Origin of the sequence: Grimontia sp. NTOU-MAR1 (assembly GCF_035758505.1) — a bacterium.
Taxonomy (GTDB): Bacteria; Pseudomonadota; Gammaproteobacteria; order Enterobacterales; family Vibrionaceae; genus Enterovibrio; species Enterovibrio marinus.
In genome coordinates this window covers 3329197-3354965 of sequence record NZ_CP142108.1, presented here as the reverse complement: position 1 = coordinate 3354965, position 25769 = coordinate 3329197, and the positions used below count along the sequence as shown (strand labels likewise).

21 protein-coding genes are annotated in these 25769 nt (G+C 49.1%); 3 read left to right on the top strand and 18 right to left on the bottom strand.

Annotation, left to right across the window (positions count from 1 at the left end; translation table 11 throughout):
* Window positions 1–13: 13 nt before the first annotated feature.
* The 16 genes from VP504_RS15615 to VP504_RS15540 all read right to left on the bottom strand — a co-directional run bounded on the left by VP504_RS15615 (window position 14) and on the right by VP504_RS15540 (window position 17895).
* Window positions 14–1912: a flagellar hook-length control protein FliK gene (locus tag VP504_RS15615; protein WP_325891974.1), complete on the bottom strand. Its 1899-nt coding sequence runs from the start codon at window positions 1910–1912 to the stop codon at window positions 14–16.
* 92 nt (window positions 1913–2004) lie between these two features.
* The gene (gene fliJ / locus VP504_RS15610) at window positions 2005–2451 is read right to left on the bottom strand and encodes a flagellar export protein FliJ (protein ID WP_325891973.1); all 447 of its coding nucleotides are present in this window, start codon (window positions 2449–2451) and stop codon (window positions 2005–2007) included.
* A gap of 7 nt (window positions 2452–2458) precedes the next feature.
* Window positions 2459–3775: a flagellar protein export ATPase FliI gene (gene fliI, locus VP504_RS15605; protein ID WP_325891972.1), complete on the bottom strand. Its 1317-nt coding sequence runs from the start codon at window positions 3773–3775 to the stop codon at window positions 2459–2461.
* Window positions 3759–4784 carry a flagellar assembly protein FliH gene (gene fliH / locus VP504_RS15600; RefSeq protein ID WP_325891971.1) on the bottom strand — a complete coding sequence of 342 codons (1026 nt, stop codon included), beginning with the start codon at window positions 4782–4784 and terminating at the stop codon, window positions 3759–3761. The genes fliI and fliH overlap by 17 nt, the downstream gene beginning before the upstream one ends.
* 58 nt (window positions 4785–4842) lie before the next feature.
* A complete protein-coding gene (gene fliG / locus VP504_RS15595; protein ID WP_325891970.1) occupies window positions 4843–5883 on the bottom strand; it encodes a flagellar motor switch protein FliG in 1041 nt (346 codons plus the stop codon).
* Window positions 5876–7633 (bottom strand): flagellar basal-body MS-ring/collar protein FliF, encoded by a 1758-nt coding sequence (fliF, locus tag VP504_RS15590; RefSeq protein WP_325891969.1) that lies wholly within the window; start codon window positions 7631–7633, stop codon window positions 5876–5878. The genes fliG and fliF overlap by 8 nt, the downstream gene beginning before the upstream one ends.
* A gap of 15 nt (window positions 7634–7648) precedes the next feature.
* Window positions 7649–7960, bottom strand: coding sequence for a flagellar hook-basal body complex protein FliE (gene fliE, locus VP504_RS15585; protein ID WP_062704581.1), 312 nt, complete (start codon window positions 7958–7960; stop codon window positions 7649–7651).
* A gap of 126 nt (window positions 7961–8086) precedes the next feature.
* The gene (locus VP504_RS15580; RefSeq protein WP_325891968.1) at window positions 8087–9493 is read right to left on the bottom strand and encodes a sigma-54 dependent transcriptional regulator; all 1407 of its coding nucleotides are present in this window, start codon (window positions 9491–9493) and stop codon (window positions 8087–8089) included.
* Entirely contained in the window at window positions 9490–10539 is a 1050-nt protein-coding gene (locus VP504_RS15575) for a sensor histidine kinase (RefSeq protein WP_325891967.1), read from the bottom strand. Before VP504_RS15575 ends, VP504_RS15580 begins: the two co-directional genes overlap by 4 nt.
* A 178-nt stretch (window positions 10540–10717) precedes the next feature.
* Entirely contained in the window at window positions 10718–12193 is a 1476-nt protein-coding gene (locus VP504_RS15570; protein WP_325891966.1) for a sigma-54 dependent transcriptional regulator, read from the bottom strand.
* Between the two features lie 172 nt (window positions 12194–12365).
* The gene (fliS, locus tag VP504_RS15565; RefSeq protein WP_062704572.1) at window positions 12366–12770 is read right to left on the bottom strand and encodes a flagellar export chaperone FliS; all 405 of its coding nucleotides are present in this window, start codon (window positions 12768–12770) and stop codon (window positions 12366–12368) included.
* A gap of 12 nt (window positions 12771–12782) precedes the next feature.
* On the bottom strand, window positions 12783–13076 hold the full coding sequence (locus VP504_RS15560) for a hypothetical protein (RefSeq protein ID WP_325891965.1): 294 nt from the start codon (window positions 13074–13076) through the stop codon (window positions 12783–12785).
* An 11-nt stretch (window positions 13077–13087) separates the two neighbouring features.
* On the bottom strand, window positions 13088–14458 hold the full coding sequence (gene fliD / locus VP504_RS15555) for a flagellar filament capping protein FliD (protein WP_325891964.1): 1371 nt from the start codon (window positions 14456–14458) through the stop codon (window positions 13088–13090).
* A 15-nt stretch (window positions 14459–14473) separates the two neighbouring features.
* On the bottom strand, window positions 14474–14896 hold the full coding sequence (locus VP504_RS15550; RefSeq protein WP_062704565.1) for a flagellar protein FlaG: 423 nt from the start codon (window positions 14894–14896) through the stop codon (window positions 14474–14476).
* A 66-nt stretch (window positions 14897–14962) separates the two neighbouring features.
* The gene (locus tag VP504_RS15545; RefSeq protein WP_325891963.1) at window positions 14963–16102 is read right to left on the bottom strand and encodes a flagellin; all 1140 of its coding nucleotides are present in this window, start codon (window positions 16100–16102) and stop codon (window positions 14963–14965) included.
* Window positions 16103–16752: 650 nt separating this feature from the next.
* Window positions 16753–17895, bottom strand: a complete 1143-nt coding sequence (locus VP504_RS15540; protein ID WP_325891962.1) for a flagellin — start codon at window positions 17893–17895, stop codon at window positions 16753–16755.
* Between the two features lie 492 nt (window positions 17896–18387).
* On the opposite strand from VP504_RS15540, the gene VP504_RS15535 reads away from it, so the two are divergent.
* Together VP504_RS15535 and VP504_RS15530 are read left to right on the top strand one after the other, a co-directional pair.
* Window positions 18388–20475 (top strand): tetratricopeptide repeat protein, encoded by a 2088-nt coding sequence (locus tag VP504_RS15535; protein WP_325891961.1) that lies wholly within the window; start codon window positions 18388–18390, stop codon window positions 20473–20475.
* Between the two features lie 283 nt (window positions 20476–20758).
* The gene (locus tag VP504_RS15530; RefSeq protein WP_325891603.1) at window positions 20759–22081 is read left to right on the top strand and encodes an IS4 family transposase; all 1323 of its coding nucleotides are present in this window, start codon (window positions 20759–20761) and stop codon (window positions 22079–22081) included.
* A 46-nt stretch (window positions 22082–22127) separates the two neighbouring features.
* Here the strand turns inward: VP504_RS15530 and VP504_RS15525 are convergent, their stop codons facing one another.
* The gene (locus VP504_RS15525; protein WP_325891960.1) at window positions 22128–23348 is read right to left on the bottom strand and encodes a sugar efflux transporter; all 1221 of its coding nucleotides are present in this window, start codon (window positions 23346–23348) and stop codon (window positions 22128–22130) included.
* A gap of 218 nt (window positions 23349–23566) precedes the next feature.
* On the opposite strand from VP504_RS15525, the gene VP504_RS15520 reads away from it, so the two are divergent.
* Window positions 23567–24454, top strand: a complete 888-nt coding sequence (locus VP504_RS15520; protein WP_325891959.1) for an AraC family transcriptional regulator — start codon at window positions 23567–23569, stop codon at window positions 24452–24454.
* A 116-nt stretch (window positions 24455–24570) separates the two neighbouring features.
* On the opposite strand, the gene flgL is transcribed toward VP504_RS15520, so the two are convergent.
* Window positions 24571–25764, bottom strand: coding sequence for a flagellar hook-associated protein FlgL (flgL, locus tag VP504_RS15515; RefSeq protein WP_062704555.1), 1194 nt, complete (start codon window positions 25762–25764; stop codon window positions 24571–24573).
* Between the last annotated feature and the right edge of the window lie 5 nt (window positions 25765–25769).

The window sequence follows — 25769 nt, the reverse complement described above, 5'->3', positions numbered from 1 at the left end:
CAAGAATGCTACATCAAGCATAATAGTCAACACGATCTTTTGGCGTGTTGACATAGTAGTCTTGGCTTGCCACAGAGTGATCTGTATCTTGTTCATCGCCCCGTCCAAACTGGGAAGAATTGCCTTGCCCATTTTGTCCACTTTGGCTTTCACCCTGTTGGGCTTGGTTACCTGCAAAAGACTGTCTTCCCCCTGCATCCTGATGCTGAACGGAAGACTGTGCAAGTTGCAAACCCTGTTGCTGCATCATTTCACGCAGTCGCGGCATGGATTGCTCCACCAGGTCCCTTGCAGTCTGATTTGCCACGGTAAACTGTACTGATGCCTGATCGTTGTTTACCGAGAGTTTAATTTGTAGTCTGCCAAGCTCTGGCGGGTCTAAACGAATATCAACATGCTTCAGGTTTTTCGACATCATCATGTTCACACGTTCAGACAAAGCATTTGCCGCTTCTGTCTGGTTCTGACTCATTTGCAATGGTGTCTGTACAGCCGAGGCATCAAGTTTCGCTGCGGTTGTACCCGCCTGATGACCAAAGCTCGATGCCAGTTGCTGTGCCAAATGATCGGCTTTTGCTTCAGTACCTGGACGTGCGGTTTCTGTCAGTTGCTGGGCAGCGGTGGCTTCTAGCACAGCCTGACTTGCTGCAGGTTGTGGCTGATTCGAACCACGTTGCATTACCCCTGGTGTCCACGGTATAGCGGAGAATGCGGACATCGGTGTCGATGGCAGGGTTTGTGGGTTCACCGCCGCATGCACAGCAGACGCAGCCTGACTCATATTAGCCTGTGCCGCTGGAGTTAAACCTTTAGCCTGCAGGTCAACCAATGCCTTTTCTGGTTCGCCGTTCATGGTTGAAGTCGCAGCAACCATCTGAGCCCGCATCATCATTTCTTGCTGAGCTTTTGTTCCCGCCCACTCAGGGGACTGGCTGGCTTTGGCCATCATCTCCGGCATGACTTCACCGTCACCATTGGTAGTGGCTACAGTAGCCTGACCCATTATAGGTGCGGCGATAACAGGAGCATCAGGGTTTGTTGTTTCCTGTGCGATCGACGCGCGCAAAGCATCAACCGCGGCGATGAGTTCTGAATCGCTCAAAGCCTTTGTTTTGACTTGGGCAGCACCACTTTCTCGTGGCACATTCAATAAGCCAGTTTCCACTTTGGCAACCAGTTGCTCAATAACCATCTTTTCATCATCAGTGAGCATACTGATAGGCTTGGAAAGCAAAGCATCCACTTCAACTTGCGCCGCCTGATCCAAATTGGGCGTTTTGGTATCAGCAGGTGTCTTTCCGTCAGGTTGACGAACCGCGACTTTTACTTCTTCAGGCAGCGCTTCACTGTTATTGGCTTGTTGCGGCAAGCTTTTGCCATCAGCTTTGCTCGTTTCTAATTGAGCCGCTTTAAACTCCGGTGAAGCTTCATCTGGTTTGGTCTGAAGAACTTGATTAGATTCATTCAGACGTTGTAACAGAACTTCACCATCCTGTTTGGCGACCTGTTGGAGGTTCAAGATGCTTTCATCGCCATTCTCAATCGCTTTTGTGGTTTTCGCGACATGAGCATCAGCCTCGCCGTCAATGGCGAGCTTGGCGGCGACGTGTTCGCCGTTGGCATTAAAAATTTCTTTATCCGCCGCCAACTTTTCGGCATCTTCACCTTCAACATCCGCCAATGATTTTGCCAGCGCGGCATTGATTGTTTCTTCACTGGCAGCGTCACCTTCAGCAACGACCGCTTTTTCATCTGATACAGCTTCAGCTCCGCCAGAAACCAGCTGGGCCAGTTGGGCAAAGAAACCTTCTCCTTCGCTTTCAGACACTTCTGGAGACGTGACAGCTTTGCCTTCGGCCATCGGCGCTTTGCTGCTTGATAAACCGGAAAGTAAGAAACTGGTTTGGCTCATAATTATCCCGCTTCAGATTCTTTATCGTTTGGCGCCGGAAACCTTGTCCGGCAACGTGTTAGAAAGGTAAAAGCAATTATCAGGCCAAAATATTAGAACGAGGATTTCTGACGGGTGTATATGAGTGTGGCGAACTCATCCATCTGTTTTTGTTCCAGACGTTCAGCCCGCATTTTGACTTCCTTCTGGCGCTTTTCCACCAGCCATTCCAGCGACTTGGTTTTTTGACGGCATTGCTGCCAATGCTCACGGCACTGCTCAACATTGTCTTCAAAATCCATTGCCGCCTGGCGCTGTTTTGCCAGTGTTTCATCCAGTTGGACGATAAAGCGGTTAAGGTGACCATAGCTGCTCGCACTCAGGCCTGCCTGCCCACGTTCAGACATTTGACGAAAATAATCCAGACGGTAGCGCTCAATCTGCTCGACCTGAACATAGTAGCTTTGCAGCTCTTGCTGGGCAGCCACCAGCGCCAAATGAGCATAATGCTCCTGCTCTTTGGCTTGGTCGATAAGAAGGTTCATTGCCGCTTCTGACATGGATTACCTATTGAAGTGTAGACCGTAGCATGTTGACGCACATGTCATACGGCACCACATCTTTCATGCCCTGCTGTAGGTACATATCCAAACGTGGCTTAAGGGTGAAGGCCTGATCGATAGCCTGATCGGTGCCTGGCTTATACGCACCGATAGAGACCAAATCCTGATTTTTACGACAGACTGACAGCACTTGCCGCACGGCGCGCGCCATCAACATATGTTCATCATTCACAATATTTGGCATCACACGGCTTACCGAGCGTTCTACATCAATGGCTGGGTAATGCCCTGCATCCGCCATTTCTCGGGAAAGCACGATGTGACCATCAAGGATCGCACGAGCAGCATCCGCAATGGGATCTTGCAGATCATCACCTTCGGTTAACACGGTAAAGAATGCCGTGATAGAGCCCTGACCTTCATTACCGTTACCCGCACGTTCTACGAGTGCTGGTAATTTAGCAAACACCGAAGGCGGATAGCCTTTGGTCGCTGGAGGCTCACCGACCGACAAGGCAATTTCACGCTGCGCCTGAGCAAAACGGGTCAGGGAGTCCATCAAAAGCAACACATCTAACCCCTGATCGCGGAAGAATTCTGCGATAGTCAGTGCGGTTTGACAGCCTTTCAAACGCATCAGAGGTGACGCATCTGCAGGAGCTGCTATGACAACTGAGCGCTCGCGTCCTTCTTTGCCAAGGATCTCGTCAATGAACTCTTTGACTTCACGGCCACGTTCACCAATCAGCCCCACAACAACAACCTGTGCTGTCGTGCCTCGGGTCATCATACCCAGCGTCACGGATTTTCCCACACCAGAGCCAGCAAAAAGACCAATACGCTGACCTTTACCGACTGTCAGCAAACCATTGATGGCTTTAATACCCACATCCAGTGGCGTATCAATAGGTTTTCTTGCCAACGGGTTGATAGCTGTAGGGGTGAAAGGAGCGGTTTGTCCGGTAAAGATATCACCTAATCCATCCAGCGGATTACCGACACCATCAATTACGCGGCCAAGCAATTCATGACCCACAGGAATGCCCTGTTCGCCAACCATTGGTGTCACGCGCGCCCCCGGGAGCACACCTGAAATTTGCTCGCTTGGCATTAAATAAAGGGTTTCGCCGGCAAAACCGACCACTTCGGCTTCGATGGTACCATTGAGGGTTTCGACTTTGCAGAGGCTACCAATAGGTGCGCGGCAACCGATAGCTTCTAACGTTAAACCAACCACACGCACCAGTTTGCCAGAGGCAACCGGACGCGTGGATAAACTGTCGGTTTTAAGTGCCGCAAGTCGTTCAGACAGGCTGACCATCGTCATCTCCTGTCAGAACCTCTGCATCATGGATTGCTTCAGAAGTAGGTTCCGTATCAAGCACTGGTTCGTCGCTGGAATCAGCAGGATGTAAATCTTGCTCTTGTTGAGCGACAGTGACATCTTCTCCTTGCTCGGGAATATCGCCCGTCACCAACTTGTCTGCGCCCTGAAGCACATCCGCCCCTAGTCCATCAGCAGATGGCTCAGGCTCTTTGGTCATATTCTGCCCGGTAAAACGGGTCAGCATTTCACGAATGCGATCTTCCATCCGGTAATCCACCACAGAGTCACCGCAAGCGACCTGGATATCGCCTCGATTGATGGCTGGCTCAGCAATCAAACGCCACTCGCGATCACGCAGCGATTCCACGCTATGGGCGGTTGTCACCACATCTAAATCTTCGGGATGGAGATAAATGGTAATTTGACGACCATTCATTGGTAGTGCGTTCACGGCTTCACGCAGGGTATTTAAAATCACCTGAGGGTTAGTCTGAACTTCGGTCTGAATAACCGCTTTAGACAGGTGCAACACCAATTCAACGACTTGGTGTTGAACCTGGTGATCAACCTGCTCTAACGGGAAGGCAAGCTTAGAGAGAATCGCGTCAAGGTGGTGGCAGCGATTTTCAATCAACTGCTGACCGTCGTCCATTGCCTGCTGGTAGCCTTCTTCTTTGCCGGCTTCGAAACCTTCTGTTTTGCCTTCTTCGAAGCCCGCTTCTTTACCTTCAGTGAAACCCGCTTCGCGGCCTTCAGCCATGCCCTCTTCAACAGCAGACTGGCGGATTTGCTCCAACGAGTCTGCGGTCAGCATGGAAAGGTCAAGTTCAGGCTCCTGATCTTCTTCAGCCAGTTCCGCAGGTTCCCAACCTGGATCGTAGTTCATCGCCGTATCACGCGGAGGCGCGTTGGACGGGTCGTAATTTGGAATATCCCAACGCTCCAGAACGCCCTCTGGCTGCTCGTTTGCACGAATATATCCGCGACGACGTTCTAAGCTCATGTTGTTACCTTATAAAACTCTTTATTAAAGCGTTGTTAATATTGAAAAAGGTGCAGAATTACAGGAATTCGTCAGCACCACCGCTGCTCAGCATAATTTCGCCAGAATCAGCCAACTTGCGGGCAACAGAAAGAATTTCTTTCTGAGCAGCTTCGACATCTGCCACACGAATTGGACCCATGGCTTCAAGGTCGTCCTGCAGCATTTCTGCCGCACGTTTCGACATGTTGCCAAGGATCTTGTCACGAAGCCCCTCTTCCGCACCTTTAAGCGCTTTGAGCAGCGCTTCCTGAGGTACGTCTTTGAGAATGGCTTGAATACCACGATCGTCCACATCTGCCAAATTGTCGAAGACGAACATGAGATCCTGAATTTGTGATGCCATCTCTTCGTCGGTTTGACCGATTTGTTCCATCAGTGCCGACTCAAGCGAGTTATCCATATAGTTCATGATATCTGCAGCCGCTTTCAAGCCGCCGATCTTGGCTGCTTGCGCGCCGGCTTGGCCTGCGAATTGTTTCTCCATGATTTCATTCAGCTCATGCAGTGCAGCTGGCTGAACTTCTTCCAGGTTGGCAATACGCATCACTAGGTCAAGGGCATCACGTTCTGCAAACTGAGCCAGAATAACAGCTGATTGTTCCGGTTCCAGATATGAAAGTACGATAGTTTGTATCTGCGGGTGTTCGTTGATAATGATAGAGGCCACCTGACGGGGATCCATCCATTTTAGTGAATCCAGACCTTTAGAGCCGCTGCCCAGTACAATCTGGTCAACCAGATTGTTAGCCTTGTCTTCACCCAAAGCTGCAATCAGCGCATTACGTACGAAGTCTTCACTACCCAAACCAATGGCTGTATAGCCTTGGATTTCCTCTAAGAATGCTCGGTGTACCGCGTTCACTTTGTCTGGATTTAGGTCTGTCAACTGGGTCATGGCACCACCCACTTTCTGAACCTGCTTCGGCTCTAAGTGACGGATGATGCTCGCCGCATCCTGCTCAGTTAAACTAAGCAGCAGAATAGAGGCCTTTTCTATGCCTGATAGCTGAGAGACATCAAAGTTACTCGCAACGCCATCTTTATCTTCTTTAGCCATCGTTACTTAACCAACTTTTCACTACCTGAGCAGCAAGATCAGGTTCATTTGCAACAAGAGCCCTGACTGCTTTGAGCAGGTCTTCATCTTTATGGAGATCAGGCAGGTTGAGGTTCGATGAGCTCATACCAAAGCTACTCGAACCGTCCAGATCTGCGCCGATCAGGCCGATATCATCATCCGGGCTGAGAGGCAGGCCATCGGGACCAAGCATCTCGCCATTCGGTCCCAGTGTACCGTCGTCGTCTTTCGCTGGATTAATAAGTTTGGACATTGCTGGGCGAATCAAGACCAGTACCACCACGATGATAACCAGTGAAGCGGCCAGCCAGCGCACCCAATCGTTGAAGTTCTGGTGTTCCCAGATAGGCACCTCACCCAGCGCCACTTCTTCGGGCGTGACAAACGGAACAGAAATGACTTCCAGAATATCCCCACGGTTTTCAGCGTAACCCACACCACCAACAAGAAGTCGGCGAATTTTCTCAAGCTCTGCATCACCCACTGGTGTGCGGGTAATTTCACCGCTTTCCGGGTTCGTTGAAGAAATATAATCAACAGCAACAGAGACGGTTTGACGGGCAATGGTGCCAGTCTGACCGCGGCGATGGCTGATGGTGGTATCCAATTCAAAGTTTCGGGTCGCTTCGCGGCTTAATGAACCTTTGTCTCCAGCACCGCCATTTTTTAGGTCCTGCACATCCTGAGGGATGGCAGAGTCAACCGGTGGTTGATTGCTGAGTGCGCCCGGAACACCGGCTACGTAATCGGTGTTGTTGTAATTCTCACGGGTATATTCACTTCGCGTAGAGGAAGTCGCAGGGTCGAAACGCTTACGGGTTTCCTCAATCGAACTGAAGTCCATGGTGACATCGACCTGAGACGTATAGTTACCCAGACCCAGTACAGGGATCAAAATCGCATCAATTTTCTCGCGCAGAGCCTGTTCTTGCTTACGCTCAAGTTCATATTCTTTGCGGCGCTGCGAAGCCATTGGATCCTGACTGCCCGAGCTCAGCAGACGGCCATGTTGGTCTGTCACGGTCACACGGGAAGGTTTAAGGCTTGGCACAGCAGAGGCCACCATGTCGACGATAGAATCGACTTCTTCCTGACCCAGTTGCGTGTTACCACGAACGGTCAGGAACACGGTGGCCGAGGCCTCCTGATTGTGGCGAACAAATACACTTTGTTTTGGCATTGCCAGCAGTACGCGGGCTTTGCTGACAGCGCGGATTTTTTCAATCGCTGCAGCAAGCTGACGTTCGCGGCTCAGTTTGAGACGTTCTCGCTCCAGTTGCTGGGACACACCAAAGCCCATGTCCTGCATCAGAATGTCATCACCTTCTTCAGATGCTGAATTCAGGCCGGCACGGCTCAAGTTTAATTTAATCGTGGAATAGTCCTTGGCTGGCACACGAATCGTGTTGCCTTCCAGCTTATAATCAATTTTCTGTTGGTCGAGGTGGTCGAGAACCGGTATCAGTTCTTCGGTTTCGTAAGTCCCCAGCGGGCGCATTTCAGGTTCCTGAACCCACAAAAACAGCAACACAACAAGAGAAATACAAATCGCGACGGCAGCAACAAGGATCAATTGGCGCGCGATATCGCCCCCACCCAAAGGACCGGTTGGGGTGACATCACGCTCCATCATATCCGGATCAGCAAACGATGATCCGCCATCTGTGGTGGCGGGCAATGCCGCAGCACCATCGTTGAGGGCAAGTTGTGTGTTGTTATCTTCCGCCACAGGTTAGATCCTAAATTAAACAGGCATGTTCATTAGTTCTTTGTATGCTTCGACCAGCTTATTGCGGGTCTGAACCGTCGCTTCGAATGCCACGCTGGATTTGTTACGCGCAATCATTACATCAGACAGGCTCACGCTGCGGTCGCCTTGGTCAAAGCGTGTCGCCATTTCATTGGAGGTCTTTTGGATGCCATTCACTGTATTGATAGCACCAGATAAAAGTTCGCCAAAATCCTGGGAGACCTGTTGACCAGTCGCAGCACGAGACGTGTTCTGCGCTTCCAATGCCATGGTCTGCATCTCATGTTGCATCGGGTTAATTTTCATAGGTCTTCCTCACTGTCAAAACTTTGGCAATTCCCGTCTTTTCGGGCTTTAGGGGCGTTCTGATTAGCTTTCATGCAATTATCAAGCCAATCCCAATAGCACACTTACTCAACAAAAAGCATCGCTTCATTGAGGAATATCGATGCCCGCATCACGCATTTTGGCGAGCTTATAACGAAGGGTTCGTGGGCTGATACCCAAGCGTTCAGCTACATCCTTACGACGGCCCTCACAGGCGCGTATTGTTTCCAAGATGATGGCAAACTCCTGATCGCGAAGCTCACTGCCAAGGCTGTCCGCCGAAGCCACGATGGACTCAGTACGACTCGGTATAGCCTGTGGCTGGATAATCGGCGTAATGATTTCGTTGGAGGACACCAGATTTTGTAGGCTGCCCGCATCTTTCCAGTCCACTCCTTCAAGTAAGATATCGCCAGCTTCAATAACACCCTGATGGCAAAGGATCAGCCCACGCTGCATCACGTTGTCTAGTTCACGCACATTCCCCGGCCAGCGATACTGTGTCAGTTTTTCGGCAGCCTCCTGGGTCAGTTGCGGCACCGCTTGACCCAGCTTGCAGCAATGGCGTTTAAGAAGGTGTTCTGCCAGCGGGATAATGTCTCCAACACGTTCACACAAAGGCAGCCAGGAAATTGGAAAAACATTCAGTCGGTAGTAAAGGTCTTCACGGAAGTTACCTTCTTCTACATATTGGCGCAGATCGCGGTTACTGGTTGCCAGCACACGTACATCAAGCTTGATGCTCTTCCGACTCCCCAGGCGCTCAACTTCACGTTCCTGAAGCACACGCAGTAATTTAGCTTGAAGCGCTAAGTCCATCTCACTGATTTCATCAAGCAAAATGGTACCGCCCTGTGCCTGTTCAAATTTACCAGGACACGCCTGTACCGCACCGGTAAAGGCACCTTTTTCATAGCCAAACAGGGTCGCTTCCAGCATGTTTTCTGGAATCGCCGCACAGTTAATAGCAATGAAAGGACCTTCCATACGCAGTGAATGGCGGTGAATATGACGTGCCATCACTTCTTTACCTGAACCACTCGGACCAAGAATCATCACGTTAGCATCAGTTTTGGCAACACGATCCGCCAATGCAATCAACGCCTGGCTTTTCGGGTCAGCAACGACTGCGTCACTGTTATCCGCTTTCACTGGCGCATAGCGGCTCACCATGTTTAGGAGCACTTCCGGCGCAAACGGCTTTGCCATGTAGTCGATAGCGCCCTCTTTCATGGCAGCTACTGCATCCTGAATGTTCGCGTAGGCTGTCATCAGAAGCACGGGTAGGTTGGGATAATTCAGTTTGAGGTTTCTCAACAGCCCCAGACCATCCATGCCCGCCATCTGTACATCAGAGACCACGATATCGACCGTTTCATTTTTCAGCAGTAACAAAGCCTGCTCGGCACTGTCTGCTTCAAGCCACTGGTAACCTGCAAGCGCGAGGGTATCCACCAAGGCTTCACGCAAACCTTCATCATCTTCAACGATAAGTACTTTGCTCTGATTCATTGTGCTTCTCCTGATACCTCTTCCTGCGTGGTATCGCAGTTGTCTGCCAGTGGTAGGCAGAGCGTAAAACAGGCACCCTGGCCCGGTTGAGATTGAAGTGTCAGCCGGCCTTTGTGGGCATGGCAGACCATTTGAACAACAGCGAGACCAAGGCCTGTGCCTTGTTGCCTCGTTGTGAAAAAGGGTTCAAGAATCTTGCTTTGAAGTTCTGGGGCGATACCTGGACCATTGTCAGCCACTGACAGGAAGAGTTGTCCATGAATCGCACGGGCATCGACGACGACTTTGCTGCCTTTACCAGCAACCTGAATGGCATTAATGACCAGATTCGACAGTGCACTTGCCAGCGCATTCATGTTGCCCAACAACTGATGGGATTCATCATCGCAGTTAATTTCAAAATCGACCTGTTGGCTGCTGACGAGTGCTTCGACCATGGGCTCAAATTCATTAAGCAGGTGCTCAAGCGTAAAGATGTTTATGACTTTGTTGTCGCCGCCTTTAGCAAACAGCAACATGTCATTGACCTGCTTTTCAAGATCATGAAGCCTGTCCACCAGCTTCATCTGGAAGCGTTTACGGGTTGGCTCACTGAGGTTTGGCGCACCGAGGTTTGCCGCATAAAGTAAGGCACTGGAAAGTGGCGTACGCACCTGATGCGCCAGTGAAGCAACCATCTTACCCAACGAGGACAGGCGCTGGAGATCGCTGACACGCGATTGCAAAAGACGGGTTTCCGTCATGTCGGTAATAAGAATGAGCTGACCGGAATCAGAAGCGGAAATACCGAGTTTCACTTTGCGTCCGTCACGCAGTGAAACTTCATGACCGTCATCTTCACGGGGCGAAAACGCTCGGTTGATCACATCAACCCAACGCTCTTGCGTCAGCGGAGTGCCAAGCAGACGAAATGCTTCTGGGTTGGCTTCTGCCACCCGGCCGAACGAATCGAGCAGTATCACGCCTGCTGGCATGACATCTAATACCTGTTTGTATCTCAGCACCTGCTGATCGACGGTTCCCAAAGGAGAATGATTGGCTTCCATAATGCTCGACTATTTAGCTCTCTTTTTTCTGACGCTAGATAGCTCTAAGCAGATAATGTGCCAATTATTAATTTGATGAAATTCAGATAATTAGACAAAAAGACACAAAAAAGCGAAGTCAAAAAAATGACTCCGCTTTCATATGAATCAATTCCGTATCACGAAGGAATGTTTGCGATCAGGCAATACCTTCTTTGTTCAGGCCGTATTTACGCATTTTCTCAACCAGTGTTGTACGTCGCATACCCAACATATCTGCTGCGCGTGCCACGATGCCCATTTGCGCCTCCAGAGCCTGACGAATCATGTCTACTTCCAGGTCTGCCAGCATCGCCTTAAGGTCAACACCTTCGGGTGGAAGCCCAGCAGTCGAAGGATTGGCAAAGCCTGGCATCTCTTCTTCCGGTTCATCCATTGCAAACACGGCATGAAGAGCATCGCGTTCCAGATCTTCCTCAGCTTCAAAACCACCCAGCGTCTCGGGCTGGAATTCGGGAATGTCGCTGTAACGATATTTCTTCGGCAGTCTGTTCACATCCACCATTTGGCCCGGATACAAAATAACCATACGCTCAATCAGGTTCGCGAGTTCACGAACGTTACCTGGCCAGTCGTGTTCCATCAGTGAGCTGATAGCACGAGGCGTCAGGTGCACCTGATTCCCGCCTTCTGCCTCCAAACGCGCCATCAGTTCCTGAATCAGCAATGGTGTATCTTCAATACGTTCACGCAATGCCGGCATTTCGATAGGGAATACGTTCAGGCGATAAAATAGATCCTCACGGAATGAGCCTTCTTCGATCATAGTGTCGAGATTGCGGTGTGTCGCCGCCACAACACGCACATTCACCTGAATAGTCTTGTTGCCGCCGACACGCTCAAAGCAACGCTCCTGAAGCACACGAAGCAGTTTGACCTGCATCGGCTGCGGCATGTCGCCAATTTCGTCCAAGAATAGAGTGCCGCCCTCTGCCAGTTCAAAGCGGCCTTTACGCGCAGAAATTGCGCCAGTAAATGCCCCTTTTTCGTGACCGAACAGTTCACTCTCTAGCAGTTCCGGTGGAATCGCACCGCAGTTCACGGGCACGAAAGGCCCTTTACCGCGCTGCGAATGGTAGTGGATGTTGCGTGCGACAACTTCTTTACCAGTACCAGATTCACCTAGAATCAGTACGCTGGCGTCGGTTCCAGCAACTTGCTCGATAAGATGACGAACATCAGCGATAGCTTCACTACGACCAACCATGCTTCTAAAAAGCGTATTTTTTCGGCTAAGTTGAGGAATGTTAAATGCTAGCTTGCCAGAAAACTCCTTACAGTGTCGGAGTGCATCAGCAAGTTGGGGGTAATTTAGTGGCAGCTCAAGCTCACCGACAAAATTCGGCAGTCCAGACAATTCCGTTTTATGTTTCGCAAGCGCTATAACAGGAATATGATTGTTAATTGCTAAACTGTCCAGCACCTGTGAAAAGCGCTGAGGTGAGTGAATGTTACCCAGAAAGCAAGCGCCCTCGGCCTCTTTCCAATGCGAATCATTTAGCTCAGTGGTCGAACATAGCAGGTATTGCTCACCAATAAACTCCAAGACAACGCCTAAATCGTGACGAAATTTTTCATCATCCTCGATAACAAGAATCTTCGTTAAACCTTGCATGTGTGAGATATATCTGCCCTAAAACTTTGTAAGTCATCGGCTACACGAATGTCACCAATAACAAAATAATCCGGCTATTGTAATTATTGCTTGGTATAAGGCAACCAGAGACACAATAAAGCTGTGACTCCAGTGCCATGACAGAATAGATTGTAGTGAATCCGACGCGATTTTATGCGTCTGCAGAGGTGATATTGTGATACTCAGCCGGTATTTGATCCCACGCTGATTTAATTTCGCGCAAAATATCGATCACATCGTCGATAGGTGTTTCCAAGTTGTCTCGGTTTGCCTCAGAAATTTGACGGATCATAAAATCGTAAAGTGCATCCAAGTTAGTTGCAATTTCACCGCCATCATCCATTGACAAACACGTACGCAGGCTAATGATAATATCCAGCGCCTTACCCAGACGTTCACCTTTCACCGCAACGTCACCTTGCAACATTGCCGCTTTGCCCTGAACCAAACGTTCGATAGCGCCCGCCATTAGCATTTGAATCACCTTGTGTGGTGATGCAGCACTCAGCTGGCTGTCTACTGAAACTTTTTTGTAGGCCTGAAGTGACCCTCTCATAACATTCCTCACCTACTCGAACTTTTTGTAAACTTGCACTGACTGGCGCCCTTTCTTAAAACGACTGGCATGGGCAGCAGCGCTATCACGCTGTACTTTTATAAGACTAAATAACTGCTCTGTTCTGGCGATAGCCTTTGACCATGCAGCTTGTTCCGGCTTTTCCGGCAACACCGTGATTTCTGCCAGACATTGTTTCCTATTATTCAATAACCGTGCCATCTCACTAGAGTCGACAGAGTCTGAATTCAGTATTGCCAGAAGCTGTTCATCAATCTCTGACAGTTGGGATAGCAAAGCTTGCATCGTCATCTCTCTTACATTGCCGGCATGATATTCATCATGGCGGACAATTGAGATTGCATCTCTGCCATCGCGTTATCCATAGCAGAAAACTGTTTTAAAGTACGGTTTTCCAAGTCTTCCATTCGGCGATCCAGTTTGTCCTGCTCATCTTGCAGTCGGATACGCTGATCACCCAGACTGGATTCACGATTACGGATTGCGCCACCCACCCCGGTAAAGTTCTTTACAGTGTCTTCCACTTTACGGGCGAAACCCTGATTACCACCGAAGAAGCCTTCTAACGCACCAAAGTTACGCGTCAACTGTTTGTCCAGCAGGTTGTAGTTGATTTCTAAACGTCCATCCATAGTGGTGGAGATACCAAGCTCACTGAGCGTTTTCAGGGAATCCGGTGCGCCTTCAATTGGCGTAGAAAACAACGAGCGCATTTGGTTAACCGCAGATCGAATAACGCTGTCACCCACCAAAGGACCACCCTGTTGGGTTTCCGGGTCGTATTTAGATAACGCCTTTGTTACCTGATAGAAGGCATTGTAAGCATCGACAAACTCTTCGAGTGATGCTTTTACAGTATCTCTGTCTTCATCCACCGTGATGACCACAGGGCCATCTGAGGGTGCAGTCAATTGAGACACTTCTATTTCCACGCCTCGGATAGCGTCAGCAAAGGTGTTGGTATCGCTGGAAACCGAAGCCAGTCCATCGATCAGAATGCGGGCATCTAAAGCGGCTTGCATTTCATTCATCGAATTTGTTGCACTGTCAGGGTTATATGCCAGTGCCTGCAACGGTGATGTCATCGGCGCATTCACACTGACCGAAATTTGGTTGTCTGCGCCCGTTTTGTCTCCACCGAGGATCAACCTCGCCCCGCTATCATCATTAATGACAGAGGCTTTGATACCAGGATTACTTGCACTGTTATTGATGGTTCTAACGATATCGAGAAGCGAACTGCTGTTCGCGTCGATATCAATCGTGGTAGTTCGGCCGCCCAAACTCAGTGTGATTTGTCCTACGCCAAAATCGGCCTTGGAATCTAAACCGTCAGAAACTAGTTTGTGAGACTGCGCGAGTTGCTGTACATCGATGGAGTAAACACCGGTAACGGCTTGGTGGTCGGCGGAGGCGGAGACAGCTTCTGGATTGTTTGAAACTGTGCTCCGCGCCGCGAAGGTATTATTACGGCGAAAGTCATACATCATGTCTTTCATCGTATCGAGGGAAGTTTTAAGCCTACCGTAAGCACTGATGTTAGTTTCAACATCGTTCAAGCCTCTCACGATACGCTCTTGTTTAGGCGCTTTCTCGGCTTCAACAATCTTGCTGACCATGGAGTTGATGTCCATGCCACTGCCAAGGCCTGTTGCGCTTAAACCCATTGTTACTTACCTCAGTTATACCTTTTCTGCAACGAGCCCCCTCGCATGAAGAGACAGTTGCTGAGCTAGCTCTAGCATTTCTTTCTCGGGAATCTGTCGAATGATGTCACCACTACTCATTTCGTAGACAGTAACCACACTTCTTCCTGAATCCTCATCGAGTCGAAATGACAAGCCTTTGTTAAAGGTAGACACAAACTCATCCAGTCGCTCAACCAGCATTTCGAGCTGTTCTTGCTGCATACGACGCGTATCTTCAAGCTTTTGGACTTGTTCTACACGGCGCTGAGACAGCTTTTCAACATTCTCTGCCATCTGCCGCTGGTTCGTGATGTTGGGTTGAGTCCCCTCCACAGATTGTTTACTGCTAGCAACTTTCGTGCCTGACTGTGGAGTCACATGAGACAGGGATGACGTCGAAACGGATGATAGGTCCATCGTAGTTCACCTCCTGTTAGCTATTGACGGTGAGGGGCAAGCTCACCGTCATTTTCCGTCTTGCTATTAGCCTAACAGGCTCAGTGCAGCTGACGGTGCTTGCTTCGCTTGTGCAAGTATAGACGTACCTGACTGCTGTAGGATCTGAGATTTAGTGAACTGAGTCGTTTCTTTCGCAAAATCAACGTCACGGATGCGGCTGTTAGATGCGCTAACGTTCTCGTTGACGTTATCCAGGTTCGCAATCGCGTGGCTTAAGCGGTTCTGTTTCGCACCCAATTCAGCACGGTGTGAATCGATGTATTGCATCGCGTTGTCCACAAGACCAACTGCGCGCTGAGCACCACCAACAGTGCTGACGTCAACATCTTGCACTGTTTGGTCAACTTTCGTTGCGCCTGCAATGCCCAGAGAGGTCGCCAGTGCACCAGTGAATGCAACATCAGCACCTGAAGCAGATACGATTTGCAGTTCGCCGTTTTCGGTCACAGACGCTGACACTTTGCCATCTGCCTGACCATTAATGTACGTTGCTACTTCTTCAACATCATCGCCTGCTTTTGAAGAAACGTTGATGGTCGCAGTGGTACCGTCCGCATTAGTGATCGCCATAGACAGAGTAGAGCCACCAGTTGCAGTCCAAGCAGCCATGTCTGCAGATGCCGCCACAGTCGCTTTATAGGTCGCACCACCCATCATTGCTTCGTCAGCACGGATGTTCTTGAACTCCATGAAGACTGCTTCACCCGCGTCAGCACCGATTTGGAATGCTTTGGTACCGTAAGTACCGTTCAGCAGTTTAGCACCACCGAAAGAAGTGGTTTCCGCGATACGGTTCAGTTCGTCTTGTAGGGCAACAATTTCTTCCTGGATGGCCATACGCTCTTGGTCACCGTTGGCACCGTTAGCAGATTGTAGTGACAGGTCACGCATACGCTGTAGGATGTTGGTGGATTCTTCCATCGCACCTTCAGCAGTTTGTGACATTGAGATACCGTCGTTTGCGTTACGTACTGCGACGTCCAAGCCACGGCTCTGTGAAATCAGGCGGTTAGAGATTTGCAGACCTGCTGCATCATCCTTTGCACTGTTGATTCGAAAACCTGACGACAGACGCTCCATCGAATTGTTCAACGCATCGGTTGAGCTGTTCAAGTAGCGCTGAGCGGTCATTGCAGGCACGTTAGTGTTTACTGTAATAGCCATAACTATTCTCCTTTGGTACTAAGTCCGGCTTCCGCCCAGCAACCCAGGGAAAACCAGTTCTAAATCTCTCACAACCCATGTAACGGCACGTTTGGAAAAACCTTTACACCTTTTTTCCTACTTTTTTTTACAAGCCACCTCAAAGGGTGAAAAGCCGTAAAGTCATGGTGCTATGAAGGTTTCGCCTTAGCGGGGAAAAACTTTAGTGCTGATTTGAAAAATTTGTCGCCAAAAGCGCATCGAAAGGCAAAGAGCCTAGGGGCTGTTGACCTTTGGTGATGATTTTTGCAGCAGTTTGTGGGGATTTTGTGCAAGGCAAGGCGTCGATGTGTAGCTAGCCTACATGAGAAGCCGATAACGCAGCAGAAACTCCCCACACACGCTGCCCGAAGGGTTCGACTGCGCGTCCCGTACTCTAAGCGTTTTATGCTTTGTTGAGGTGTATTTGCTTAGAATGACTAGGCGGCACACACCTCGCCGCGCCTAAAACGCTTATAGCGAGAACAAAATTTAACCACCAAAGGTCAACAGCCCCTAGTAATAACAAGGCTTGTGAAAAGAGGGAACTCAGAAAGAGATCAGGCTATTGGTTGAAAAAAATACAAAAAAAGCGGCAATGGCTTGCCGCTTTTCGGGACCTATATTCCAGATTACTGGAGGAGGTTGAGCGCCGCTTGTGGCAACTGCTTCGCCTGAGCAAGAATAGAGGTACTTGCCTGCTGCAGAATTTGGCCTTTGGTGAGCTCCGTCGTTTCTTTCGCAAAATCAGTGTCGCGGATGCGGCTGTTCGACGCAGAAACGTTTTCCTGGATGTTAGAGAGGTTACTGATGGTATGGCTCAAGCGGTTTTGCTTTGCACCCAAATCAGCTCGCTGACTGTCGATGTACTGCATCGCTGAGTCAATAATACCCACCGCCATCTGTGCGCCACCCGCATCGCTGACGTCAATATCTTGCGTGGTCGCTGATGTACCTGCACCAGTCACTAAGCCTAGAGAGGCTGAGAGGCCACCGCCAAAGGTGACATTGCCAGATAGCTTCTCTTCAGCGATGAAGATCTGCAGTTGACCTGCTTCGTCTACAGAGGCTGTCACCATCTCATCAGACTGACCATTAATATAGGTCGCCACTTCCTCAATATCGTCACCCACTTTAGCGTCGATATTCAGGTTAATGGAGTTACCGTCTTTGGTCGTAAACGCCATAGTCAGTGTCGCTGCCGTACTTGCCACTTGCCAACCAGCCGATTTACCGGAAGAAGCAATAAACTCAGTACCGCCCATACGGAAATCGTCAGCACGGATACTGCTCAACCCCATGATAATGGCCTCACCAGAGTCAGCACCAATTTGGAATGCCGCTTCACCAAATGAGCCATTCAGTAGTCGGCGACCACCAAATGCAGTGGTTTCTGCAATACGGTTAAGTTCATCCTGAAGAGCTGACACTTCTTCCTGAATCGCAATACGTTCAGACTTACCATTCGCACCATTCGCCGATTGCAGAGACAGGTCACGCATACGTTGCAGGATATTGGTCGATTCCTGCATAGCACCTTCTGCTGTTTGGGCAATTGAAATACCGTCGTTAGCGTTGCGCATTGCAACGTCCAAGCCACGTGTTTGTGCAATGAGTCGATTTGAAATCTGCAGACCAGCGGCATCATCTTTCGCACTGTTGATCCGACTACCAGACGACAAGCGTTCCATCGACGTATTTAAATCGTTTGTCGACTTGTTCAGGTAACGCTGCGCAGTCATCGCAGACACGTTGGTGTTAACTGTTACACCCATTTTGCTCTCCTTTGACTTTCGCGTATTTTGCGAAACAGCCTACCCGCGACAAATTTGTCCGAATGTAGAAGCGGGACCAGCCTTCAGTTCGTTATCAGGAACGGTATCAATACAACTGATACCTCATGCCGAATGTTATTCAAATAGCATGCCAATTTTTGGAAAGTCTTTATTATCAAAAACTTAAAAGCAACAAGAGCGGAGCTGATTAACAAAACGGCAAATAATTTGACTTTCTTCTCAAGAAAATCGGCAACTTGCCGCCTCCGGTCATTGCCTCCTCATAAACATAGCACCAGATCTTACATACAAGAGGGTTGAATCACATTTTGTTCAAATAATTTTTTGTTCTCAAAACAGAGACAAAGGAATTTATCCATAAAACATATGCGAGTTTATCCATAAAACACGCGTCTTCCGGCATGGTATTTGCTGTCTTTTATTAAGTTTAAAAACTTAGGTTTTTCGCTCGAATAACTATATGGATCCTTTATGAACAATCCCTCCCAAACCAATGAAAGTGCTATGACACTGGAACAAGCGTTTGAGCATGGCGTTTCGCTCTACCAACATCAGAAAAAACGCGAAGCCCGAGAGGTGTTCGAACATATTCTTTCCCTCGCCCCGGATGCCTTGCCAGTGCTACAGGTACTGGCGGTAATGGACAGCGAAGAAGGCGCTTGGAAGGAAGCACTGATAAAACTCGACCATGCCTTGACTGTCGAGCCCGGCGATGCCTCTATCCTTTTCGACAAAGCAACCTTGCTAGCACAAAATGGCATGAATAAAGACGCGCTGGAGATCGTCGACGCACTGCTTGGTGTGGCACCAGATCATCAGGAGCTTCTCGCCATGCGGCAACAACTTACCGCAGCGATCGGCAAGCTGGGAGAGAGCCGCCGCACGGCAAAACAGATTAACCATGTCTCAGCACAAAAAAATGCCGCGATAGATGCCGAAGTACAGGAAACCCTTACCCTCGCTAACCAGATGGTGGAAAGCGGCAATTTAGATCAAGCCAAACAACTTTTTAACGCAGTGATCAGTGTGGCTGGTGATAACCCAATAGCGCTTCTTGGTTTGGCAAAGATATACGTGGGTGAGGAAAACTTCGGTCTTGCGCGACAATACCTACTGCGAGCATTTAATGAAGACACGTCAGAACAAGAAATCCTAGTGCTGCTTAGCCACAGTGCGATCAAAATTGAAGACTACAAAGCGGCCAGAGAACATGCGCGATTTGGCCTGAACGTTTGGCCTGACGAGCCACTTTTTTGCCGCTTGATAGTGCTCAGCCATGAAAAAGAAGAAAACTGGCTGGAAGCCTTCCGACAAGCCAAAACTTTTATTAAACAATACCCGACCGACGTGGATTTGCTGAACCGCCTGGCAACAGCAAGCTTCCAGTTATTGCGCAAGCGCCATAACTTCACACCAGACGCAATTATGGAATGTCAGCAACACATTCAACAGGCAGCCAACTTGGCAAACCAAGAAAACAAGCTGCGTCTATCAACATATCTCGCTGAAGTACTTTGGTATAAAGGTGAAGCCAGAGCCTCGAAAGCTTTGCTTGAAGATTACATTGCCAAGTATCCGGAAGATGTGGAAGCTGGTTTTAACGTCAGCTTTGTCTACCGCACACTCGGCGAATGGGAAAACTATTACCGCGCCAATGAGCTGGGTCTCACTTGCCATCGTCGACTGCGCTACAGTGGTAGCTTGCCACAGTGGAGCCTTGCGCGTCCGAAAGATGACGTCGTACTGGTAATGCCAGAACAAGGTGTGGGTGATGAAATCCTTTATTTCCATAATCTTGCTATGGTGCTGGAAAATACTAAGAGGGTTTATGTAGCCTGTGACCCTCGCTTGGAATCAGTACTTAACCGCGCTTACCCCGAGGCAATTATGGTCCCGGTTAGACGCATCGAAGGCGAAGACATCCATATCCCAGAAAACGTGATGAATGACATCACTTCCTGGGTGGCAGGTGGTAGCCTTGCCGGGATCTGCTTTGAAAAACATGGCCGTCACGTTTACCAATCTGGTTACGTGAATTTGCCGGAAGACAAGAAAGCGCATTGGCAATCTAAGCTGGATGACATCCGTAACCTGTGTGCTGGAAAGAAGTTGATTGGCATTTGCTGGCGAAGTGGTCTGGCTGCGGCAACGCGTAACATACACTACCTGATTGCCGAAGAAGTTGCGCATTTGGTGAAACAGGTCCCGGATGCCGTGTTTATCAACCTCCAATACGGTGATTGCAGCAAAGAACTTAAAAAAATTGAAAAGCTATCTGGAATCAGAGTGTTGCAGCTTGAAGGATTGGATCTGCGTGATGATTTTGAGGGTACCGCAGCCGCCATTAAACAATTGGATGCGGTGATCACAGCAGGTACGGCGGTCCACCGCCTGACCACTGCAGTTGGTACTCCTTGCCACGTATTTTTCGCCGGTACAGAAGAGTCTGATTTCAACCAGCCTGAACCTTTGTATTGCGACAGCGAGTTTGGATATTTCTACCCGCCAATGCTGGAAAACAAATACCCTATGCTGGAATCCATTGCGCGACATATCTAGGAAAACACCTATCCCCTCCCGTCTCTTGACTTGAAAGACGTTGTCGAAAGTTGGTGGTATATACTCCTTTTTGATGGAGGTGACTGCACCTACAAAGGAACGCCGCGATCACAACGCCAGTCAAACTCGCTGAATCCTGCATCTTCAGGTTATTTGGGTATATCGAGTGCATAAAAAAGGTCAGCACCTGCTGTAATGCCGATCAGTTAAGCAATAAATGATCGGTTGAACGATCCTTATAGGCTGTCAAAATCCGAGTGTTTCTCTGCACTCGGATTTCTTTATGTTCTTAAGGCAAGCGCTCGACCGAATACACCAATTCTCTGCTGACCAACTCAATGGGCTATCAGATCTCCTTTGCCCCACACTGATTAATCAATGTCTTGAAGACACGGGCGTCGCCACGATTCGTAAGCGTCGACTCCCCATGGAACTGATGGTGTGGAGCGTGGTGGGAATGTCTCTTTATCGGCATCTATCGATGAGCAAGGTGGTCTCTCAGCTTGATATATTACTTCCGGGTAAGAAGCCTTTTGTTGCGCCGAGCGCGGTGATTCATGCCCGTAAGAAACTAGGACATGAACCCGTAGAAGCGGTGTTCAACCAAACTCAGCAATTGTGGCATGAGAAAACCCCGCATCCCGATTGGTACGGGCTCACTTTGCATGCCGTCGATGGCGTGGTTTGGCGAACACCTGATACGACTGACAATGATAAGGCGTTTAGTCGAACAGGTAATAAAACAACGACGTCAGACTATCCCCAAGTTCGCATGGTCTGCCACATGGAATTGACGAGCCATCTGCTCAACAGTGCCGCCTTTGACTCCGTCTCGGTCAGTGAGATTGACCTCACCGCTCAGCTTATCGACAAAGCCCAAGACAATAGCCTTACCCTGTTTGACAAAGGCTTCTACGCATTGGGACTTCTCCATCGTTGGCAAAGCCAAGGAGAGGAAAGACACTGGCTAATTCCCCTTCGTAAAGGGGCGCAATATAAGACGTTAAGAAAACTGGGACGCGGTCAGGAGCTGGTTGAGCTCTCCCTGACTGCCCAAGCGAAAAAGAAGTGGGTAGATGCGCCGGATACACTGGAAGCCAGACTCATTACCACCAAGATAAAAGGGAAAGAAGTCAAACTGCTGACTTCCATGACCGACCCTAAGCGTTATATAGGTGCAGATATCGCAGAGCTCTACAGTCATCGCTGGGAAATCGAATTAGGCTACCGAGAGATGAAACAGTCCATGCTTCAAAATAGCCTGACGCTAAGAAGTAAAACGCCGGCGTTAGTGAAACAGGAGCTTTGGGGAATGCTGCTCGCCTATAACCTGTTGCGTTTTATGATGTGCCAGATGGCGTATTCCTTGAATACGGTGATGCCATACCAAATAGGCTTTAAGCAGGCATCGATATTTTTGGTGAGTCAGTTGCAGATGCTTCCGGCTGTCGCGCCGGGCAGATACCCAGAAGTACTCAGATATATCCTCGATATGGCAGAGAGCTTTGTGCTTCCAGAGAGGCGGGAGAGGACATATCCCAGAGCAGTAAAGAAAAGGCCCAGTCGCTATGCGACTAGGCCTTCTAGAAAGCGTCATTCAGCTTAATTCACATGCATTACAGCACCTGCTGACCTTTTCAATCTCGCGATTCTTACACTTCCGTTAACAGTTCAGCAGAGCACGGCGGACGTCGGGTCTCTCTTGCCGAGATGAGTAGCAGACAGAATGCTACTGCCGCCGCCACAAGCATCGCCAATATCACACTATGATAGCTATGCAGCTCTGCCACAAACCCAACCGTCACACCGGATGCTAGACTTGCCATCATAATGGCATTGTTAAACAGTGTCGTTGCGACCCCCATCTGGTTCGGCATCTTGTTCTGAATAACGACCATACCCAGACTCGCACTGATACCAACGGCTAAACCGTTCAGTAATTGCAAGGCATACATTTGCCATAGTGAATCAGCATTGAACAACAGGATATAGAACAGACAAGCCGATACCGCACTCAAGATCATTAGGCGTTGTGGTGCAACTTTAGCCGCCCACAGACCTGCCAAAACCATGACCGGAATTTCCACAAACGCTGCCAAGCCGAGCAACTGGCCTGCCACTGACCCTGCCATATCAAGCTCCTTTGTCACATACAAAGGGATCGACATGACATACATGTTGTTGGCCAAAAACAACATGAATACTGCCCCCAAATATAACGGTGCTCCCTGAATCTTGCGCCATGATTGACGCACTTCCACTTCCCTCATGTTATCAGTATCTTTTGCTTTGGTTGACGGGAACATACGCCAAACAATCAACACCGAAATAACCGTGGTGGCAGTGGCAAACAGGAATGCGCCGTTAAATCCAAATGCATCGTACAGGATGAATGCCAGTGGCGGACCAATCACCCAAGACATGGACATCATGGCGCGCATCAGTGAAACAAACAGCGTGCTATTGTCGCCGAGATGCTTATCGGCATATTCACGGCCAATAGCAAAAATTTGCGGTAGGGCCGCTGCTGAGAAACTCGAGATGAAGACCATCACGGCCAACGCCAGATAAAAATCACGAATTACCATAAAAAACGCCGTGACGAGAATAAACGCCACTTGCGCTAACAAGATAATTTGGCGGCGATGCCAACCTACATCAGAGAGTTTGGCAATACGCTGTGAAACAATCACGCCACTAAATATAGAAATAGCGAGGAATACGCCCATCTCGAGTGGCGTTGCATCAAGTCCGTCGACAACAAAAATCCCTAAAAGTGGATAGAAAAATCCATAGCCCAGACCAGCAAACAAGCTGACCAGCAGATAGCAAAGCGAGGCTCTATCAGTTAAGAAGCTCACATAGTTTCTCATTCATTAATTCCCACAAAAAGCGCCTAGACGCGTTGATTTGAGCAGCCAGTCGACTTGACCATGTATTCGTTATTTCACTGCAGTTTAGGGATAAATATGCACCTCATGTGATAGCCATCGAGCAACTACCAATACTATTCATTCAATTTCTTTCAACCTACTGACAATCTGGGTAAAACTAATGTCAGAACTCATTTATCACCCAGTGAGATACCTCCATGAGGCCAACCATTGAACGTGTTCAAAAAGATGTCAGTCCAAGTTGGCATTTTGTCGATTATCAATGCACCACTTCCAAGCTGGGGATGCAGTGTGATTGGCACTATCACGATGAAATCGAGTTGGTGCTGTATCACGACCCTCATTATGTGGCGCCCGGAAAAATCATCATTGATGATTACGTCGGTGAGGCGGCACATGGCTATGCTTATCTCACCGGCCCCGGTTTGCCGCACATGTTGACCCGAGTGGCTTCGACAGCCACACCGGAGCGCCCCAGTAGCTCGCATGTGCTTTGGTTTGATCAGTCTTGGATTCAATCATTGGTAGTCACGGTGCCAGCGTTATCTGCCGTTAGTGACATGTTGGTACGCGCAAACAAAGGGCTGATGTTATCCAAAGCGACGTTTGATGCTTTGTACCCTTTGATGAATGGCGCGTCGCAGCTAAAACCCGCCGCACAGTTTGTGCGGGTGGTGGAAATCCTTATGCTGCTTTGTGAAGACAAATCAGCGCAAACACTGACATCTCGCCCTTTCTGTTTTTATGTGGCGAAAGATACGCCTATCCTCGACAAACTGGAAAAAGCGCAGCAGTTTATCGCTGACAATTACGATGCGCAAATATCTGTTCAAGATATATGCAGACACCTCCACATGAGCGAAAGCTCGGTCTATCGGATGTTCGAAAAGCACTTTGCAGACAGTTTCTCAGATCACCTTAAAAATTATCGCCTTGGTAAAGCCTGTGAGATGCTCGTGCGCTCAAACATCCCAGTTTCAGTTGTTGCGGAGCGGGTGGGGTTTTCTAACCTGTCGAACTTCAACCGACAGTTCAAAACAACCAAAGGCATGACGCCGACCGACTTCAGAAAGTTGTTTGGGTAGCGTTCAGATTTGAGATTTGAGATTTGAGAGAGAAGGTATCTAGGTGCTGCCAACGAGGCTTAACATTCTCGATTCACAGCACCTTTAAGCAATTTAAATGCAATTAATTTGCGGTGTTAAATGTAATTGAAGAGCGAGAGATCTTTCGTCTTGGCAAAAGCTTGTTGTGAAGCCTGCAACGCTAACATGTTCTCGTTCATATCAATGACAGCAGTTGAGTAATCAAGATCTTCCATGGTCCCGAGAGAACGGTTTAGCACCAGTTTGAAATCTTTGTGCATGCTTTCCTGTCTGTCCAGCGTTGTCAGTCGGGTGCCGACTTCAGAGCGTGCTTTGTTAAGATGCTTAAAGGCGGCAGAGAACTGCTCGGTCACCTGATGTAATTCAGCGGTTGCCGATGCGTTGAAGATACTTTCGTGTGAAAGCTCAATCCCTTTTTTAAAGGCATCAAACACGTTGAACGTATCCTGGCGCTCCAGCGCAATTGTATCCCCATCCATCATTTCACCTTCAAAGCTCAGGCTCAACGTTCCCCACTGTACGCCGTTTTGAGGATCATAAACGCCGCTGCTCACCACACTACCATTTTGCGTCAGTTCGTACGTCGTTTGCCCTGCCCCATCCACACTGAAACTCACGGCATAGTCGGAGTTATCAGCATTGTTTGTGTTTGTTGCCTGCGCAAGCAAAAGCACTGAGCCACTTTCGAGCGAGTACTCTGGCTGGTAATCACCAAACGGGTTTTTTATTTCCATAAACACCTGATCACCAGGATCGCTGGTTTGTACTTCTACCGCTGGTGCCACTTGTGAGGTTCGGTGATAACTATCTCCGGCATAGCGCACATTCAGCGCACTGTCGCGGTAAAAAGGCTGTTTGCTCGACTGGGTGCCAGAGAAAAGAAAATTCCCTGACTCGTCTTTTGCATTCACCAGATTCATAAAGTTATCGTAAAGACCCTTCAAGTCCTGACGGTGTGCAGTTCGGTCATCGTCAGACAGGGAACCGTTGATCATTTCCATCGTCTTTCGCTTCGCGCTGTCGACCAGTTGCTCCGCGTCATCAACCGCGATCTCCGCACGGGTTTGACGGTTTCGGGCAAGGGTAATCGAGTCAATATACTGATCGAGCTGTTTGTCCTGCTGGCGGAAGTTCTGGATATAAATTGAGGAGACTGGGTCGTCCCCTGACGTCAGCACACGCTTACCTGTCGCCAGCTGGTCTTGGTTGTCCTGCAACTTCACCTGCTGACGCATCATGTCATTCGACACTGACTGGTAATTGTGAAAACTGGCAATACGGCTAATCATCACTC

Coding starts and splice junctions, on each gene's coding strand:
- VP504_RS15575 (WP_325891967.1), bottom strand. CDS start 10,539: ATGGAAGCCAATCATTCTCCTTTGGGAACCGTCGATCAGCAGGTGCTG.
- VP504_RS15520 (WP_325891959.1), top strand. CDS start 23,567: ATGAGGCCAACCATTGAACGTGTTCAAAAAGATGTCAGTCCAAGTTGG.
- VP504_RS15550 (WP_062704565.1), bottom strand. CDS start 14,896: ATGGACCTATCATCCGTTTCGACGTCATCCCTGTCTCATGTGACTCCA.
- fliG (WP_325891970.1), bottom strand. CDS start 5,883: ATGGCTAAAGAAGATAAAGATGGCGTTGCGAGTAACTTTGATGTCTCT.
- fliJ (WP_325891973.1), bottom strand. CDS start 2,451: ATGTCAGAAGCGGCAATGAACCTTCTTATCGACCAAGCCAAAGAGCAG.
- VP504_RS15545 (WP_325891963.1), bottom strand. CDS start 16,102: ATGGCTATTACAGTAAACACTAACGTGCCTGCAATGACCGCTCAGCGC.
- VP504_RS15615 (WP_325891974.1), bottom strand. CDS start 1,912: ATGAGCCAAACCAGTTTCTTACTTTCCGGTTTATCAAGCAGCAAAGCG.
- VP504_RS15570 (WP_325891966.1), bottom strand. CDS start 12,193: ATGCAAGGTTTAACGAAGATTCTTGTTATCGAGGATGATGAAAAATTT.
- VP504_RS15560 (WP_325891965.1), bottom strand. CDS start 13,076: ATGCAAGCTTTGCTATCCCAACTGTCAGAGATTGATGAACAGCTTCTG.
- VP504_RS15530 (WP_325891603.1), top strand. CDS start 20,759: ATGTTCTTAAGGCAAGCGCTCGACCGAATACACCAATTCTCTGCTGAC.
- VP504_RS15525 (WP_325891960.1), bottom strand. CDS start 23,348: ATGAGAAACTATGTGAGCTTCTTAACTGATAGAGCCTCGCTTTGCTAT.
- fliS (WP_062704572.1), bottom strand. CDS start 12,770: ATGAGAGGGTCACTTCAGGCCTACAAAAAAGTTTCAGTAGACAGCCAG.
- VP504_RS15580 (WP_325891968.1), bottom strand. CDS start 9,493: ATGAATCAGAGCAAAGTACTTATCGTTGAAGATGATGAAGGTTTGCGT.
- VP504_RS15540 (WP_325891962.1), bottom strand. CDS start 17,895: ATGGGTGTAACAGTTAACACCAACGTGTCTGCGATGACTGCGCAGCGT.
- VP504_RS15535 (WP_325891961.1), top strand. CDS start 18,388: ATGAACAATCCCTCCCAAACCAATGAAAGTGCTATGACACTGGAACAA.
- fliD (WP_325891964.1), bottom strand. CDS start 14,458: ATGGGTTTAAGCGCAACAGGCCTTGGCAGTGGCATGGACATCAACTCC.
- fliI (WP_325891972.1), bottom strand. CDS start 3,775: ATGGTCAGCCTGTCTGAACGACTTGCGGCACTTAAAACCGACAGTTTA.
- fliH (WP_325891971.1), bottom strand. CDS start 4,784: ATGAGCTTAGAACGTCGTCGCGGATATATTCGTGCAAACGAGCAGCCA.
- flgL (WP_062704555.1), bottom strand. CDS start 25,764: ATGATTAGCCGTATTGCCAGTTTTCACAATTACCAGTCAGTGTCGAAT.
- fliE (WP_062704581.1), bottom strand. CDS start 7,960: ATGAAAATTAACCCGATGCAACATGAGATGCAGACCATGGCATTGGAA.